This is a genomic window from Candidatus Woesearchaeota archaeon (assembly GCA_003695435.1).
GTDB lineage: Archaea > Nanobdellota > Nanobdellia > Woesearchaeales > UBA11576 > J101.
The window spans coordinates 1-12,852 of sequence record RFJL01000067.1 but is presented as its reverse complement, the minus strand read 5'-3'; the positions used below and the strand labels follow the sequence as shown (position 1 = coordinate 12,852).

Genomic DNA, 12,852 nt, shown 5'->3' with positions numbered 1-12,852 from the left:
TAAGGAGATAGGTCCTCGATCTCTTGAAGATAGCCTTCAAGCTCATCTAAGTGAACCGCGTGATGAAACAAAAAACTTGTTCCTGCTTCACCTTCATCATGCATCATGCTATGCAGATCCTCTGTTTCCTACTTTTAGGTATTTCGACCGACAATTTCTGCATACAACTCCGCACACCCTTGATGTGCTGGTGGCGAGAAATCGGCACGTACAGATCATGGAATGTCTGATCATGGCTGAAAAAGCTGGTGCGCCACGGTTGTATGAGTGGGCAGATCACATACACAAAACCTATTTAAGGCGGTTTAATTCTCTGCCAGATTCCCCTGAGGTTCATTTTGCACGTTTTAGCGCAGCGTATGTTCTGGGAAACCGAAATCAGGCGTCTCGAGAGCTCAAAGCACTTTCTTCATCCCCTCTTTTTCCTAAACTGGTAAGAATCTTTAATAAGAAACGGTAAAAGCCCGTAGAGGCTTTGTTTTGGAGGCATCTTAAATGGCAGCAAGATGCAGTATAAAACATCATCTCCACGGGCAAAATAGCGAAATCTTAGCCACTCCTTAAAAAATTTCTTGTGATAGAGTGGGATGATGTAAGAAGAATGTTCATTTATAAATGAACATCATTTACAAAGCGGAAGGGATGCGTTCTCATAGTTCGTTCTCGTATTGGTGACAACACCAGCTTTAAATAAACCCCTGCAATACTGTTTTCTATCCTGTTTGTTTGCTGGGAAACAAGGGGTTTACCAAAAACAGTGGGGAGCTTTTCTCCCCGCTCATTTTATTTCTATGAGTGTGTTTAAGTGTGTGCCACATCTTCCAAAGGGGTAAGCAAAGAGAATGATTCTTAAATAGGTGTCGTTCGCAAATTTGCAATGATTATACGGGAGTTACTTGAAAAAGCAGAAGATGTCTCTTGTAATTATGTCGCATTAAGAATGCACAGCTATACAAGTGCATCATCTAAAAACGTTGAAGATGTTGTTCATTATCGCAACCCCTTAACCGAAATGTATGCGACACCTAAAGGACTTACTTGCGCAGGATGTTTATCCTTCACGCATCATATTCCAAGCAAATGGACAACCCTGCGCATCAAGGGAGCTGATTTTGCGGATGATGAAACAACGTTTTCATCTCTTGAAAAATTTGTGAAACAACTCCCTCAAGGAGATATGCTCCAATGCACGTTTCACATAGAAACAGGTCATTCACAAGTTTCTTGTGATCTTTATAGCAGACCGGTTCCAGAATATGACTTTCTCACCATTAGGGAAAAGGGGAGCAGAGTGATCGACGCTTTTTTTGAAGAACTCTTCGGAGCAGCATTTCAAGAGAGAAGAGTTCTAAGAGAACATCTTAGATCTGTAAATAGCAGGTTTTTTGAATCAGAGTTTTTACTCCCTGCATATTCAAGAAGAGCGGAGGATCTACTCATGCCGTTGATTTCTTCAAGGGAACTATTCTCAGCGCATTTCTTTATTCAAGCAGAAAATAACTTCTATGTTTACTGGTGTTCATCATCACAAGATGAGCTGGGTCGAGGAGGTTTTTCAATTGATGCGTATTGTTTACGTCCAGAAGACGAAGCGCTTTTTGATTGGATATTTAAAACCTATATGAAAAGAACTGCTATTGGTTTGAATGACCTTCAAGAATTCTTAGAATTTGAATGATCCTTCTCTAAGAACTTCTTCCTCAAATGCTCTTAGCTACAAAATAGGTGGTGAGCTTTTCAATTGCTTGCCAGCTTTTTTGCAGTTTCACGTTAGCAAGTTCAACAAGATATGAAAGGTACTCTTCTTCTACGAGAATGGTTTGATCAAAAACAGGCACTGAGAGGTGTTGTAAACAGATGAGTTCAACCACGGTGTGATCTGGTTGTATTGATGTGATGCCGAATCGACCAAAACCACACTGCCTTGCTGCTGAATTGATAAAGCAGATTGCTTGTTCGGGGGTGGGCAGTGCAAGATGCAAAATGGCAGACTCTTGTTTAAACTCCACTCGAGGAAGGTCTTTTCCTTGCAGGGAGTACTCTTTGAGTGCGCTAAGAACATCGGAGGGTTTTGCCAAGTCGTGGGTTGTGTAAATCCAGGTTGATAATTTTTTATTGGTTTGAGTGGTGAGTGTAATTCTGCCCGAACAAGAAGAGAGGGTTACAAATCCAGGTAATGCATTAATGCAATTGCAGAGGGGTTTGATTTTTTCATCTATGCTTTTTTTTGCAGATTTATCTGGTCGTTGCAAAACGTGTTTTTTGAATTCTTCAAATGAACTGTGCATAACATCTCTTTATGAGCAGTATTATTTAAAGAATATCTTCGTCTTTCAAGAGCTGCTCGCCTGCAAAGCAGGTGGCGATTAGTACTCATAGCGAAGACAGATCTTCTTTGTCCTGCTCATATGTTCAATCCACTGAGTAACGGGGTTTTCATGTTGTGCAAAAACAAGTGGAGTTTGAACTCGCACTTCGGCCATCAAAGGATTTTCTTGAGGTATCTCCATGCGTGCATTGCAAGAAAAGAGGTAAATGTGATCAAAGAGGTCAAAAAAGTACTCTCGTAGTTCTTTATCCTCTTCGCGTGGAGGGTTAAAGTGTAACTCTGCGAAAAGGACAGGTATCTCTCGTACAATGCCTTGCTCGAAGATCAAGCGCTCCAAATTAATTTTGTGATCTTTTCTCTTCAAATCTCTGTGAATGTGTTTGTCCAGTCGGAACGTGTTTAGCGCAGTGGGTGTGAATAAAAGGCCGTTAAAAGGGATGTGAGAGAGCCCTTGAAAGCTTGCGGGAGCATTGTCAATGTCTTCAAGTCCATACGTTTGTAAAATGGAGGGGTAATCACTCATAAATCCTGAAAATCCCGGAACCAAGAAAGAGGGTGTACAATCTTCAAGTGTTTCTTTAACAACGTATAAGGGGAGTTGAATTCGCTCAGACATACAAAATACTTAATACTGTAGGTATAAAAACCTGAGTGAGAAAGAGTATGATACCAGTAGGTTTAATCAGTGAAGATTCTGTGTTTTTCAAGACCTTCTAATTCGTTAAGAATCCTTTTCTTGATAACTGCTTTGGGGTCTGGCATGAGTTTTACTCGTTTTTTAATATCTTCAAAGCTTTCAAATTCTTTTTCTTCACGTGCCTCAAGAATTGCGTGCATGTGTTTTTTACCAAGACCTGGAAGGAGTTCAAGCTGGTGCATTCGAAGGCTCATTGGTTGAGCGTTGTTGAAAAACGCAACGAATCTCTCTTCGTTCTCATCAATGAGTTCATCAAGAACGTATTCAAGATTTGTTTTCGCAGTGGATGTTAATTTATCATAAGTTAATTTTCCAAGAATGTGGTGGATTTCATCACGTTTTCCATCACCAATGTAGACTTCTTGTCCAATGTTGAGGAATACGTCTTTTTTAGGTACGAGTTCGAGAAGGGTGAAGCGTGTTTTCCCAAGAGCTTGAGCTATCGCGGTCTTTCTATGTGAAGGACGTGTATCTGTTGAGTATCCGTTTGGAAGGAACTCGAGTACAATAGCCGTTTCTTCTTTTTGCTTCATTGGAGTGTGAATGATTAAACATATTCAGCAACCGCCTGTGCAATTTTTTCTTGGTTTTCCTTCGTTACTGATACAGTGTATCCTTGAAGGACTGCTTGCACCTCTTTGCCAGTTACTGGCAGCGTATTGATGATTTTGATGATGTGCTTATCTTGAAGCCTGGGAATGTCTAGAGCCTTGATCTTCTCAAAGAGCTCGTTTGCTTTATCCAGAGGAAGTACATCACAGTCATTGAGGTATTCCATGGTTTTACCACCGCGAAAACTCAACTCGCCATCTCTTTTTTGAATAGTCTCAAGAGTTGCTTTGAGTTCTGCAAGGTGGATAGGTGTAGCTTCAATAATTGTTGGTTTGCTCATAGTGCTTTAAGGTGAACCGGGTGAACGATGAATTGTTTTGTTTTGTTGTGATCTTTGACAGCGACATAGTAGCATCTACCTTGTCTTTTTTGTACAACTCCCACCTTTCCATGTACTCTTCGGTGGTACATGCCACTGTGGACTGATGGCTCGGAAAGGAGCTTCACTTTTTGCCCTTCTTCAAAGGTTTGAAAGTAGCGTGTAAGTGAGAGTTTTCCTTTCTGCCTGTGACCCTTTTTGAATTTGTAACGGGTCTTACGTCTGTTTCCGCCAACTCTTGTTACCATAGGTACAATTCACACCTCGTGTAGTTTATAAATATTGTGGTTTGGGGTTTAAGGGAGATTTTGCAGTTAGAAGCAGTGTATTGTTCTTTTTGGAGTGATTCTTTTTTGAGTATTTTTGCTTGGTTTTGTTTTTGTGGTTTTGTTTTTGTGGTTTTGTTCCTGCATTCTTGTGGTTTATTCTTCTTCTTGTTTTGTTTTTCTTTGGGTTTGCGGGTGTGTTTGTGGGTGCGAGAGGGTTGGTAAGTTCAGCATAGTTTTCTCAGGAATTTTTAACGAAGCACTTTTCTTTCTTTCAGATTCAACATTTACACTCCTTGTTAATGGCGACACAACATTTATATACATCTCTGACTGCATTTCAAAGTAGTTGCAAAGGGGTATTTCACAATGCGAAAACTATTCATGAAAATTAAGGATTCTATATCCGGCAATGACTACGTTGACATTCCGGAGAGTGAGCGCGCGGAATACATTGAAGTGAGCTCCGAACCACAGAAGAAATCTTCTAAGATCAACATCAGACCATTTATTCTGGAAACTTTTGAAGATGTCAAGCCGATCCTTGACGCGCTACGCGAAGGATACACTATATCACTTATTAACATCCGGCCTCTTAAGGATAAAGACCTAGTTGAACTTAAAAGAGCAATTAACAAACTTAAAAAGACTTGTGAAGCAATTGATGGAGACATTGCAGGTTTCGGAGAAGACTGGATTGCCGTAACACCTAGTTTTGCATCCATTCACAGACCTCAACCGCCTGCACCTCAACAAGGCCAACAAAGGTCATCTTACGGCTCGAATCACAACTTCGAGACGTATTAACTCTTTTCAATTCGTTCTCTTTCTTTTTCTCTTTCTCTTTTTTGTGTCTGATTAGGGTGTTCTCTTAGGGTTCTTTAATTCCTTTAGCATTGTTCAACTCTTTTTTTGGTTCCTTTTCAAACATTTTTTAAAACTATTTGTCTTCTCTTCTGTCTATGGTAGATAAACCACCTGAAGTAATCCATGGCGAGACCTGTCCTTTTTGTAACACGCCTAATCTCACCTTGATGGAAAACGAATCTGACATTCCTTACTTTGGAAAAGTCTACTTGTTCTCCATGACGTGTAGCAATTGCAAATATCACAAGGCAGATGTGGAGGTACAAGAAAACAAAGGGCCTGTGAAATGGGAAATTGATGTTTCTGGAGAAGATGAGCTTAACATTAGAGTTGTTAAATCTGCGTCTGCAACCGTTAAAATTCCACGCATCATCACTATTGAAGCAGGTGAAGCGTCAAACGGTTATGTTACTAACATAGAGGGTCTTCTCAACCGCATAAAAAAACAAATTGAATTTGCAATGGAAGATACTGATGATCCTGCAGCGAAGAAAAAAGCAAAAAAACACCTTCGCAAAATCCAAGATGCGATGTGGGGTCATGACACACTCACGATCCAGATAGAAGATAAGACGGGAAACTCTGCAATAATTTCTGATAAGGCGAAGAAAAAGTAAGGTGCGAATAACTGCCTAACTGTTTAGGCTGTAAGAAAGCCACTAAAAAATTGAAGTACAAATAGTTTTTTCTCTTTATTTCACGTTTTTCTTCTTTTTTTAATTCCTTCTGACTTTGCAATGCGTGTTTTTGAAGAAGTGTTTATGTGCATTATGTGTGTATTATTTCCAGTCTGCAAAAAAACCGCTACCACCAAAGTCAAGAAGTGTTTGCATAGCATCTATGCAGGTGTCAAGATCAAATTGCTTTGGAGGTTGCATCACACCTATAATACCTTCAAGTTGAACTGTTTTTTCAAGCGAGGGGATGGCTCTTCCTCGCGCAATAAAATTGATTTTATGTTTACAATAGCGTTGTAAAACTTGTTGTTGCTGGAATGGAAGGAGATCAAGAGCTACAAGGGGAGAATACTTCTGGTTTAGTGTTGGGAGATCTTTCAAGGTGTAGTTGTTCTCAATACTTGGGGGGAGGGGAGATCTGTATTCAAGCGTGCCTGCTAGGTGCACCCACGTATATTTTTTAAGAGCGTTCACAGTGTGTTCTAGTTCTTGTTCATTTGCGCGGATAATCAAGTGCATAACCTGTGCCTTTTGTGATGTGTTTATGAATGTTCTTGCTCCAAAGTATGAAAAAAAAGTGTGCGGTCATATTCTCAACATCTCCTTAACTGGTATCTATTTAGCAGGGTATTTTTGAAATCATCTTTGAATTCTGCTTTCTGAAGTATTCATGCGGTACACAGTTTCTCAGGCTTAAACGAAGGTACATTGGCGCAAGGTGGCTTGACCGATTGGTGCAACCATACGCTTAAAAACAGCTAACGTTGTGATGAAGTTCATGCAAGAAATCATTGGTCACTACGCACAAATCCTCAGAGAAGAAACAGACATGTTCTTAAAAAACATGCAACGCGAAGCTCTTACAGCAGGCACGTTCACACAAGAGGTTTACGAACTTCTCAAAGACTATGTTAGTCGCGGGAAATTTCTTAGAGGTTCTCTTCTTCTCTTCGCCCAAGAGTGCTACGCTCCAAAATATGATGTTCAAGCAGTTCAGGCAGCAATTGCTCTTGAACTTATTCACGCAGCACTGCTCATCCAAGACGATATCATGGACAGGAGTGTTTTACGACGAGGTTGTCTTGCACTACATAAAAGCTTTGAGAGTAGGGGGGAGGTCGAACAATTCCAAGAGGTGAAAAAGACAGGGGAATCACTTGCTTTGTGCGCAGCAGATGCCCTTATTTTTGTAGCTCTACGCCTCATCAAACACGGCGAGCTTATGGACTTGTTTTCAAAAGAGTTGCACAGAACTGCACTTGGACAAATGGCAGATATTATGGGATCTGCAAGCAGAAAAACATTTTCCAAGGATAAAATTCTCAAAATTTACCAATACAAAACTGCACGTTACACCTTTTCACTCCCTCTTGCAGCAGGGGTAATTCTTGCAGGGAGAAATCCTGCGCAGCTTGAAAAGATCGGTGAAGAGATGGGACTGTTGTACAACTTGCGTGATGACTATCTTGATTTCACTTCAACAAGTGGCAAAGACCAAGGCTCAGATTTCAAAGAAAACAAGCAAACAATGTACCGCTTGTTACTCTGTGAAAAAACAAGTGAGGAACCAAAGGATTTTGAGCACTACAAAGAACTTCTTGAAAAACACGGCGTTTTCAAGGAAGTAGATCAATTAATGCTCACGTATCATGAAAACATTCTCAAACAAATCGCCCAATTAGATATACTAAAAAAGGAAGAACTTGCACTCTTAGCAACCAATCTTCTCACACGAAAGAAGTAGTCTTATCACAGTAAAGGTTTCTTAAAAAAAGAAGGTACTAAGAGATAAGTAATTATTCTTGTTTCAAATCACTCTTCTTACTATTTTTAAGTGCTGGAAGTGGTCCTTGATAGAGCAAGGCATTTTTACATGCTTGATGTAATTGTCTAAGTGGTGCAAGGGTGTTATGTCCTGGAGCGTAAATAGCAAGAGGTTCTTGTGCAACCATCATGCCTTCAACAGCACTTGATTCCTTGCCAACATAGGCGTAAGGAAGCTCAAGTGCATGATACAGTTCAAGCAGATCTTCATCTCCTAGAAAGTCAAGCGCATAAACTCTTGAACCCTTTTGCTCCCAAAAACTAGTTCTACTCTTTTTCATAAGTTCTAAAACAGTATTCCAATTCGTCTTTGGAACAATACGCAACGTAAATGTAGGATCAACATTGGGAAGAGGGTTAAGAAAACCTCCTGGAATCTCGTGCAGATTCAAGGAATACTCGCTAAGTCGTAGATTTTTATTCTGATATACCTTGGTTATAACTTGTGCTACCTGAGGGGAAAGTTCTTTCTCATCATTCATATTATTGAGGATACCATTAACAAGGATCGTAATTGACATGTAAGAGACAAAAAAAGAACAACTATAAAAAAGATGTCTTTTGCATGTGCCAGGATTTGTGCTTGCACTTCGTTCGCAGGTAGATGGGAGTCTTCTTCTCGTCTGCGTTCTTCAATCTTCTTTTTTATTCGCAGCTCTTCTTATTTTTTTCTTTTTTTTCTTACTGAGGAATATTTTTTACTTTTCCAAAAGGGTATACGGTATCACCAACCACGAATACTTCAAAGGAATCTAGATTTTTTGGAAGAAACGGCGAGAGCCTTTTTGCAGAGGTGATATCAGATCCTTGATGCGCAGAGTAGAATGCGGGAAGTACGATGAGTTGTTTTCCCTCATAATTTCCCACGAGGAAGCATTTGTATTTCTCAGTGCGCACACCTTCGCGAAGAGTGATTGCAGGATGCTCATGTCCGATGATCACCACCTTGCACTCATCAGGAAGAGGTATTTTTTTATCTCCATGACACACGAAAACATCATCAAATTGGTATGTATCAACAAAGGTTATCTTAAATTTTCTTATTATCGGATTTAAAAGGGTATCATGGTTACCCTTAATTACAATAATGTCATCACAATGTTCTTTGCAAAGTTCAAGGAACTGAGTGACGTGGCGCCACTCCTGGTTTGAAATGCGAGAAAATTCATCTTTAAGATCTCCATTGATAATGATGCGTTTAAAATGGTCGTTGCGTAGTACTTCTTGAAGCTGAGCGATAATATCCTCAAATTGAAAAAGAGGTAGTTGTACTCTTTGAAGGCTTTTCTCATAACCCAGATGAACATCACAAAGTATGAGTGTCTCGTCAATCTTAAGAGCACAAGATCTGAACTGTAACGCGTGCACGCTCATATCACCATTTGCACACCTTTAAACTTGAAAGGTGGCTTAATATCTCCTGTTTGTTTGCAAAATTCTCGCAAAGCATGTCTGTGTTGAGATACCGTGATCGACACAGGAAGGAAACCTGCTATTTGAACATAATTGTCTCCTATGCTTTTAGCATTGTAGAGCATGGCATGTTTGTTGGCAACACTGTATGGTGTGGCTGATGGGTGCGTTCTGTTGTCTTTGTGCCAGGCAGTTCTGCTGATCACAAGCGGAATTTCTTCTGAAGAGCCCATTCCTCTCTTGAATTGTAAGGGGTCCATCACCTGATGAACTGCAACATAGAGCTCGTTCTCAACAGGTTCAAGACAAATCTCCTCAAGACAGACCACGCCTCGAACAAAGCGTTCAGAGTCTTTATCTAGTGTCCCAAAGGGGAAAAAGAACTCGTTATAGCAGTTTTTGGGATGCCGCCCTTTTGGAAGCTGTACTTCATTATTCGGGAGGTCGTAAAGATGCGGTGGATTTCCGTAGTGGAGGAAGTGTCCTTTCTTTCCAGTCCCTTCATTTGCTTGAAATGCAATGATTTTCATCTCGCCCACATCAAGACCACGTACGAGGACACGAACACTACAACTCCCCGTGTATCTTCGGGGTTCTTCCTCGGAGTATGTAAACGGCGTGAAGTCTTTAAAGTCTAGGAGCTGTTCTCCAACAACTTCCCTGAATACATCAAACATACTCAGCACTTCTTTGTCTATGCGTTCTGGGAGATTCATGAAGTGAAGAAGAGGGATCGTACTTTATTAATTTAGCTACTTTATTACTTCAGCGGGTTTATTGTAGGCCACTCTCATTCAAATAAGTACCTAAAAGTTACTCAAATAATCTTCTGAGCACATCCATGGTGTAAATAATAATTGCTTGTGCTTGTGCTTTGCTTGGTGAGAATGCCTCTTGTTTTTTGTGAACACAGAAAATACGCGTCATGTTGATAAGGTGAATTTGATTCATAAGTCCTGGATCAAAGAAAATTTCTTTTTCACGCATTTTTGCAAGAAGTGTTCCTAAACCAATACCGGGACTCTTTTCAAGAATGTCGTGGTTGGTCTCTTCATAATACTTTCTGTGAAGTGCAACTTCTAGTATGCGACCACAAAGAATTACGCAGGAGCGATAACACTTCGCATTAAATGTTCTTTGTAATTCTTCAATATCTGCAGAGATTTCTGAGCGAATCTCCAAAGGAATGTTATTAAGAGGGGCGTTGATAGTGGTGGTGGTTTGAGAAGTTTTAAGTTCGCTTGTGTGTTCAGCTATGGCATCAATAATTTTTTTACACTCCGAAGGATTTGTTTTTTCACGCTCAAGCTTACTAAGAAGCGTTCGTATCTGCAAGAGCGATTCTTCATTTTCAGGACTGTTGTGACGTTCTTCCACTTCTGAAAAATGTTTACGAAGAAGTTTTATGCGCGGATCTATTTGTCGTACAACGCTACTTATTTTTTGCGCGGAGTAGCTAAGATCGTTTGAGAGTTGAGGATTTTTAAGATCAATATTCTCTTTTTCAATAACTGTATACGCGTTGTGAAGGGCTTGCAGGCTACTAAGAAATTTTCTGGAGAGCATCAAGCATGAGAAGAGTTTGGGAGTATAAAAGTATTCTGTATGTACTTATGCGCGTAAGTTCCAACCCTTCTTTGTAAGATTAATACAAAGCAGAATAGAGAGAAAAGCGAGGATGATAATTAAAGCACTTGAAAAGAGAATGTTCACATCACTAACCCCTAAGAAACCATATCTAAAACCATTTACCATGTACAAAATAGGGTTAATTTTGCTAAGTGATTGGAAGAGTGGTGGTAGGAGGTCAATAGAGTAGAACACACCTCCAACATAGATAAGGGGGGTTATGAGAAATGTTGAGAACATCCCCATTTGATCAAAATTCTTAGCCCACAAGGCAGTGATGTACCCAAGTGAGCTGAAGAGAATGCTGATAATAAATGCAAAAGAGATACTAACAAGGGGGTTTACTACGGGTATGTTTGCAAAGATTGCTGAGACGAGTGTGATGCCAAGGCCCACGATGAGTCCGCGTGCAACTCCTCCTGAGATGTATCCTAAGACCATTTCAAGGTAACTCATAGGACTTACCAGTATTTCTTGTATGTTTCCTTGGAATTTGGAGAGGAAAAGAGAGGAAACAACAGACATATATGAGCTGGTAATAACGCCCATCATGATAAGACCTGGAAGTATGAATTGAAGATAACTAAAACCGCCCATTTCGCCGATACGTGAACCTACTGAAAATCCAAAAATAAGGATGTACAGTGTTGCTGTGAGCATAGGTGGAAGAATGGTTTGCTTGTAGAGACGAAGAGATCTGTGGACCTCACGTCTTATAAGTGTAAAAAGAGCAATCCAATTCATTTTCATCTTGTAAGCTCCAAGAAGACGTCTTCTAATTTCTTCTCTTTTGTTTCGAGGTGTTGCACTGGCAGTGTAGAGAGGTCTTTGAGCAGTTCACGGTAATTCGTTTCATGAATAGTAAAGATTAATGTTTTGTCTTTCATTGTTGGGTTGTATTTTTCAAATTTCTTAGGCAGTTTGATTTTTCTTTCAAGTGTGATATGGATTTCTTCTCCTTTAAGCCTATTAAGAAGATTTTTTGTCGTGTCAAGAGCCACAATTTTTCCATGGTTCATGATTGCTACTCTTTTACAAAGTTGCTGCGCTTCCTCAATGTAGTGGGTGGTGAGAAGAATGGTAACGCCTTTCTTATTGATTTCTTGAATAAACTCCCAAAGTTCGTGCCTAAGTTCTACATCAACTCCTGCTGTTGGCTCATCAAGGATAAGCAAACGTGGTTTGTGCATGAGTGCGCGAGCAATAATGGCTCTACGTTTCATACCTCCTGAGAGCATGCGTAGTTGAGCATGTCTTTTTTCATAAATGCCCAGTTGTTTCATGAGTTTTTCAGCTCTTTTTTTTGCTTCTTTACGAGGGATGTTAAAAAATCCTGCTTGGAACACAAGCATGTCTTCAAGTTTAATGAACTGATCAAAATTAAATTCTTGAGGAACAAGTCCAATAAGTGCTCGCACTTCTTGATAGTCTTTGAGAAGATCTTTTCCAAAAACTTTTACTGTCCCTGAACCAATGTTAGCAAGACCGCAAAGAATGTTTATCGTGGTCGTTTTTCCTGCGCCATTGGGGCCAAGAAGTGCAAAGAACTCTCCTTTCTCTATGGAAAAACTAATGCCTTTGACTGCCTTGAAAGATCCATAGGATTTCTCAAGAGCTGAAATAGAAAGAGCTTCCATTAGTCAAAGGGAGTCTCTTCTGCCTCGTCAGGAAATACGTCAGAGTAGTCTTCCTCTGTTTCGGTTTCTTCTTCATCTGCGTATTCCCAGTCAGGATTCCAATAATTCTCCTCGTCGATGCTGTCATCTGATTCTTCTTCATCTTCCTCATCGACGTCTGATTCTTCTTCACTTTCTTCGTAGAGCGAATCAAGTTTTTTTGCGTATTCGTCTTCAGAGATCACGTTTTTCTCAATGAGTAGTTCGATGAGGGCATCAATTTTGTCGTTTACAACATAAAGAAGTTCTTCTTGGGAGATTTCTTGTTCGGCCATGTGCATAAACACCTTCTTTGTTTTTGGAGGGGGTGTTTTGAGGGTATTTATAAGGATTTGCAACAAAAAAGAATAAAAATAGGCTCTTAGTAGCCTAAAACGTATACTTGTTAGGTTCGTTGTAGTATTTGTTACGCTCCCCTGTTTTTTTTGTTTCGTGCTTTTTGGATAAATATTTTTAAACCCTGTTTCTTCTTATATTTTTCATGAAAGCAAAGAATTTCACACTCAAAGATAAAGATGGAAAAGAGCACGCGCTTAATGATAT

17 protein-coding genes are annotated in these 12,852 nt (G+C 39.9%); 4 read left to right on the top strand and 13 right to left on the bottom strand.

Annotated features, from left to right (window positions below):
- The first annotated feature begins 877 nt into the window (after nt 1-877).
- On the top strand, nt 878-1,678 hold the full coding sequence (locus D6774_04915) for a hypothetical protein (protein RME77318.1): 801 nt from the start codon (nt 878-880) through the stop codon (nt 1,676-1,678).
- Nucleotides 1,679-1,700: 22 nt separating this feature from the next.
- Here D6774_04915 and D6774_04910 read toward each other — a convergent pair whose 3' ends face one another.
- The 5 genes from D6774_04910 to D6774_04890 all read right to left on the bottom strand — a co-directional run bounded on the left by D6774_04910 (nt 1,701) and on the right by D6774_04890 (nt 4,205).
- Nucleotides 1,701-2,288: a hypothetical protein gene (locus D6774_04910; GenBank protein ID RME77317.1), complete on the bottom strand. Its 588-nt coding sequence runs from the start codon at nt 2,286-2,288 to the stop codon at nt 1,701-1,703.
- A gap of 78 nt (nt 2,289-2,366) precedes the next feature.
- On the bottom strand, nt 2,367-2,945 hold the full coding sequence (locus D6774_04905) for a hypothetical protein (GenBank protein RME77316.1): 579 nt from the start codon (nt 2,943-2,945) through the stop codon (nt 2,367-2,369).
- Nucleotides 2,946-3,007: 62 nt separating this feature from the next.
- Nucleotides 3,008-3,559, bottom strand: a complete 552-nt coding sequence (locus D6774_04900; GenBank protein RME77315.1) for a DUF655 domain-containing protein — start codon at nt 3,557-3,559, stop codon at nt 3,008-3,010.
- Nucleotides 3,560-3,573: 14 nt separating this feature from the next.
- Nucleotides 3,574-3,918 carry a hypothetical protein gene (locus D6774_04895; GenBank protein RME77314.1) on the bottom strand — a complete coding sequence of 115 codons (345 nt, stop codon included), beginning with the start codon at nt 3,916-3,918 and terminating at the stop codon, nt 3,574-3,576.
- Nucleotides 3,915-4,205 (bottom strand): 50S ribosomal protein L21e, encoded by a 291-nt coding sequence (locus D6774_04890; GenBank protein RME77313.1) that lies wholly within the window; start codon nt 4,203-4,205, stop codon nt 3,915-3,917. Before D6774_04890 ends, D6774_04895 begins: the two co-directional genes overlap by 4 nt.
- Before the next feature lie 387 nt (nt 4,206-4,592).
- Between D6774_04890 and D6774_04885 the strand changes: the two genes are divergently transcribed.
- Complete coding sequence (locus tag D6774_04885; GenBank protein ID RME77312.1) at nt 4,593-5,030, top strand: cell division protein SepF; 438 nt, start codon at nt 4,593-4,595, stop codon at nt 5,028-5,030.
- A gap of 155 nt (nt 5,031-5,185) precedes the next feature.
- A complete protein-coding gene (locus tag D6774_04880) occupies nt 5,186-5,707 on the top strand; it encodes a ZPR1 zinc finger domain-containing protein (protein ID RME77311.1) in 522 nt (173 codons plus the stop codon).
- Between the two features lie 162 nt (nt 5,708-5,869).
- Here the strand turns inward: D6774_04880 and D6774_04875 are convergent, their stop codons facing one another.
- Nucleotides 5,870-6,286 (bottom strand): hypothetical protein, encoded by a 417-nt coding sequence (locus tag D6774_04875; GenBank protein ID RME77310.1) that lies wholly within the window; start codon nt 6,284-6,286, stop codon nt 5,870-5,872.
- 250 nt (nt 6,287-6,536) lie between these two features.
- Between D6774_04875 and D6774_04870 the strand changes: the two genes are divergently transcribed.
- A complete protein-coding gene (locus D6774_04870) occupies nt 6,537-7,511 on the top strand; it encodes a polyprenyl synthetase family protein (protein ID RME77309.1) in 975 nt (324 codons plus the stop codon).
- 52 nt (nt 7,512-7,563) lie between these two features.
- Here D6774_04870 and D6774_04865 read toward each other — a convergent pair whose 3' ends face one another.
- The 7 genes from D6774_04865 to D6774_04835 all read right to left on the bottom strand — a co-directional run bounded on the left by D6774_04865 (nt 7,564) and on the right by D6774_04835 (nt 12,650).
- A complete protein-coding gene (locus D6774_04865; GenBank protein RME77308.1) occupies nt 7,564-8,112 on the bottom strand; it encodes a hypothetical protein in 549 nt (182 codons plus the stop codon).
- A 160-nt stretch (nt 8,113-8,272) separates the two neighbouring features.
- On the bottom strand, nt 8,273-8,965 hold the full coding sequence (locus D6774_04860) for a metallophosphoesterase (protein ID RME77307.1): 693 nt from the start codon (nt 8,963-8,965) through the stop codon (nt 8,273-8,275).
- A complete protein-coding gene (locus tag D6774_04855) occupies nt 8,962-9,720 on the bottom strand; it encodes a hypothetical protein (GenBank protein RME77306.1) in 759 nt (252 codons plus the stop codon). The genes D6774_04860 and D6774_04855 overlap by 4 nt, the downstream gene beginning before the upstream one ends.
- A 97-nt stretch (nt 9,721-9,817) precedes the next feature.
- Nucleotides 9,818-10,570 (bottom strand): hypothetical protein, encoded by a 753-nt coding sequence (locus D6774_04850; protein RME77305.1) that lies wholly within the window; start codon nt 10,568-10,570, stop codon nt 9,818-9,820.
- Between the two features lie 45 nt (nt 10,571-10,615).
- The gene (locus D6774_04845; GenBank protein RME77319.1) at nt 10,616-11,377 is read right to left on the bottom strand and encodes an ABC transporter permease; all 762 of its coding nucleotides are present in this window, start codon (nt 11,375-11,377) and stop codon (nt 10,616-10,618) included.
- Between the two features lie 2 nt (nt 11,378-11,379).
- Complete coding sequence (locus D6774_04840; GenBank protein ID RME77304.1) at nt 11,380-12,270, bottom strand: ABC transporter ATP-binding protein; 891 nt, start codon at nt 12,268-12,270, stop codon at nt 11,380-11,382.
- The gene (locus tag D6774_04835; protein RME77303.1) at nt 12,270-12,650 is read right to left on the bottom strand and encodes a hypothetical protein; all 381 of its coding nucleotides are present in this window, start codon (nt 12,648-12,650) and stop codon (nt 12,270-12,272) included. Before D6774_04835 ends, D6774_04840 begins: the two co-directional genes overlap by 1 nt.
- Nucleotides 12,651-12,852 lie beyond the last annotated feature (202 nt).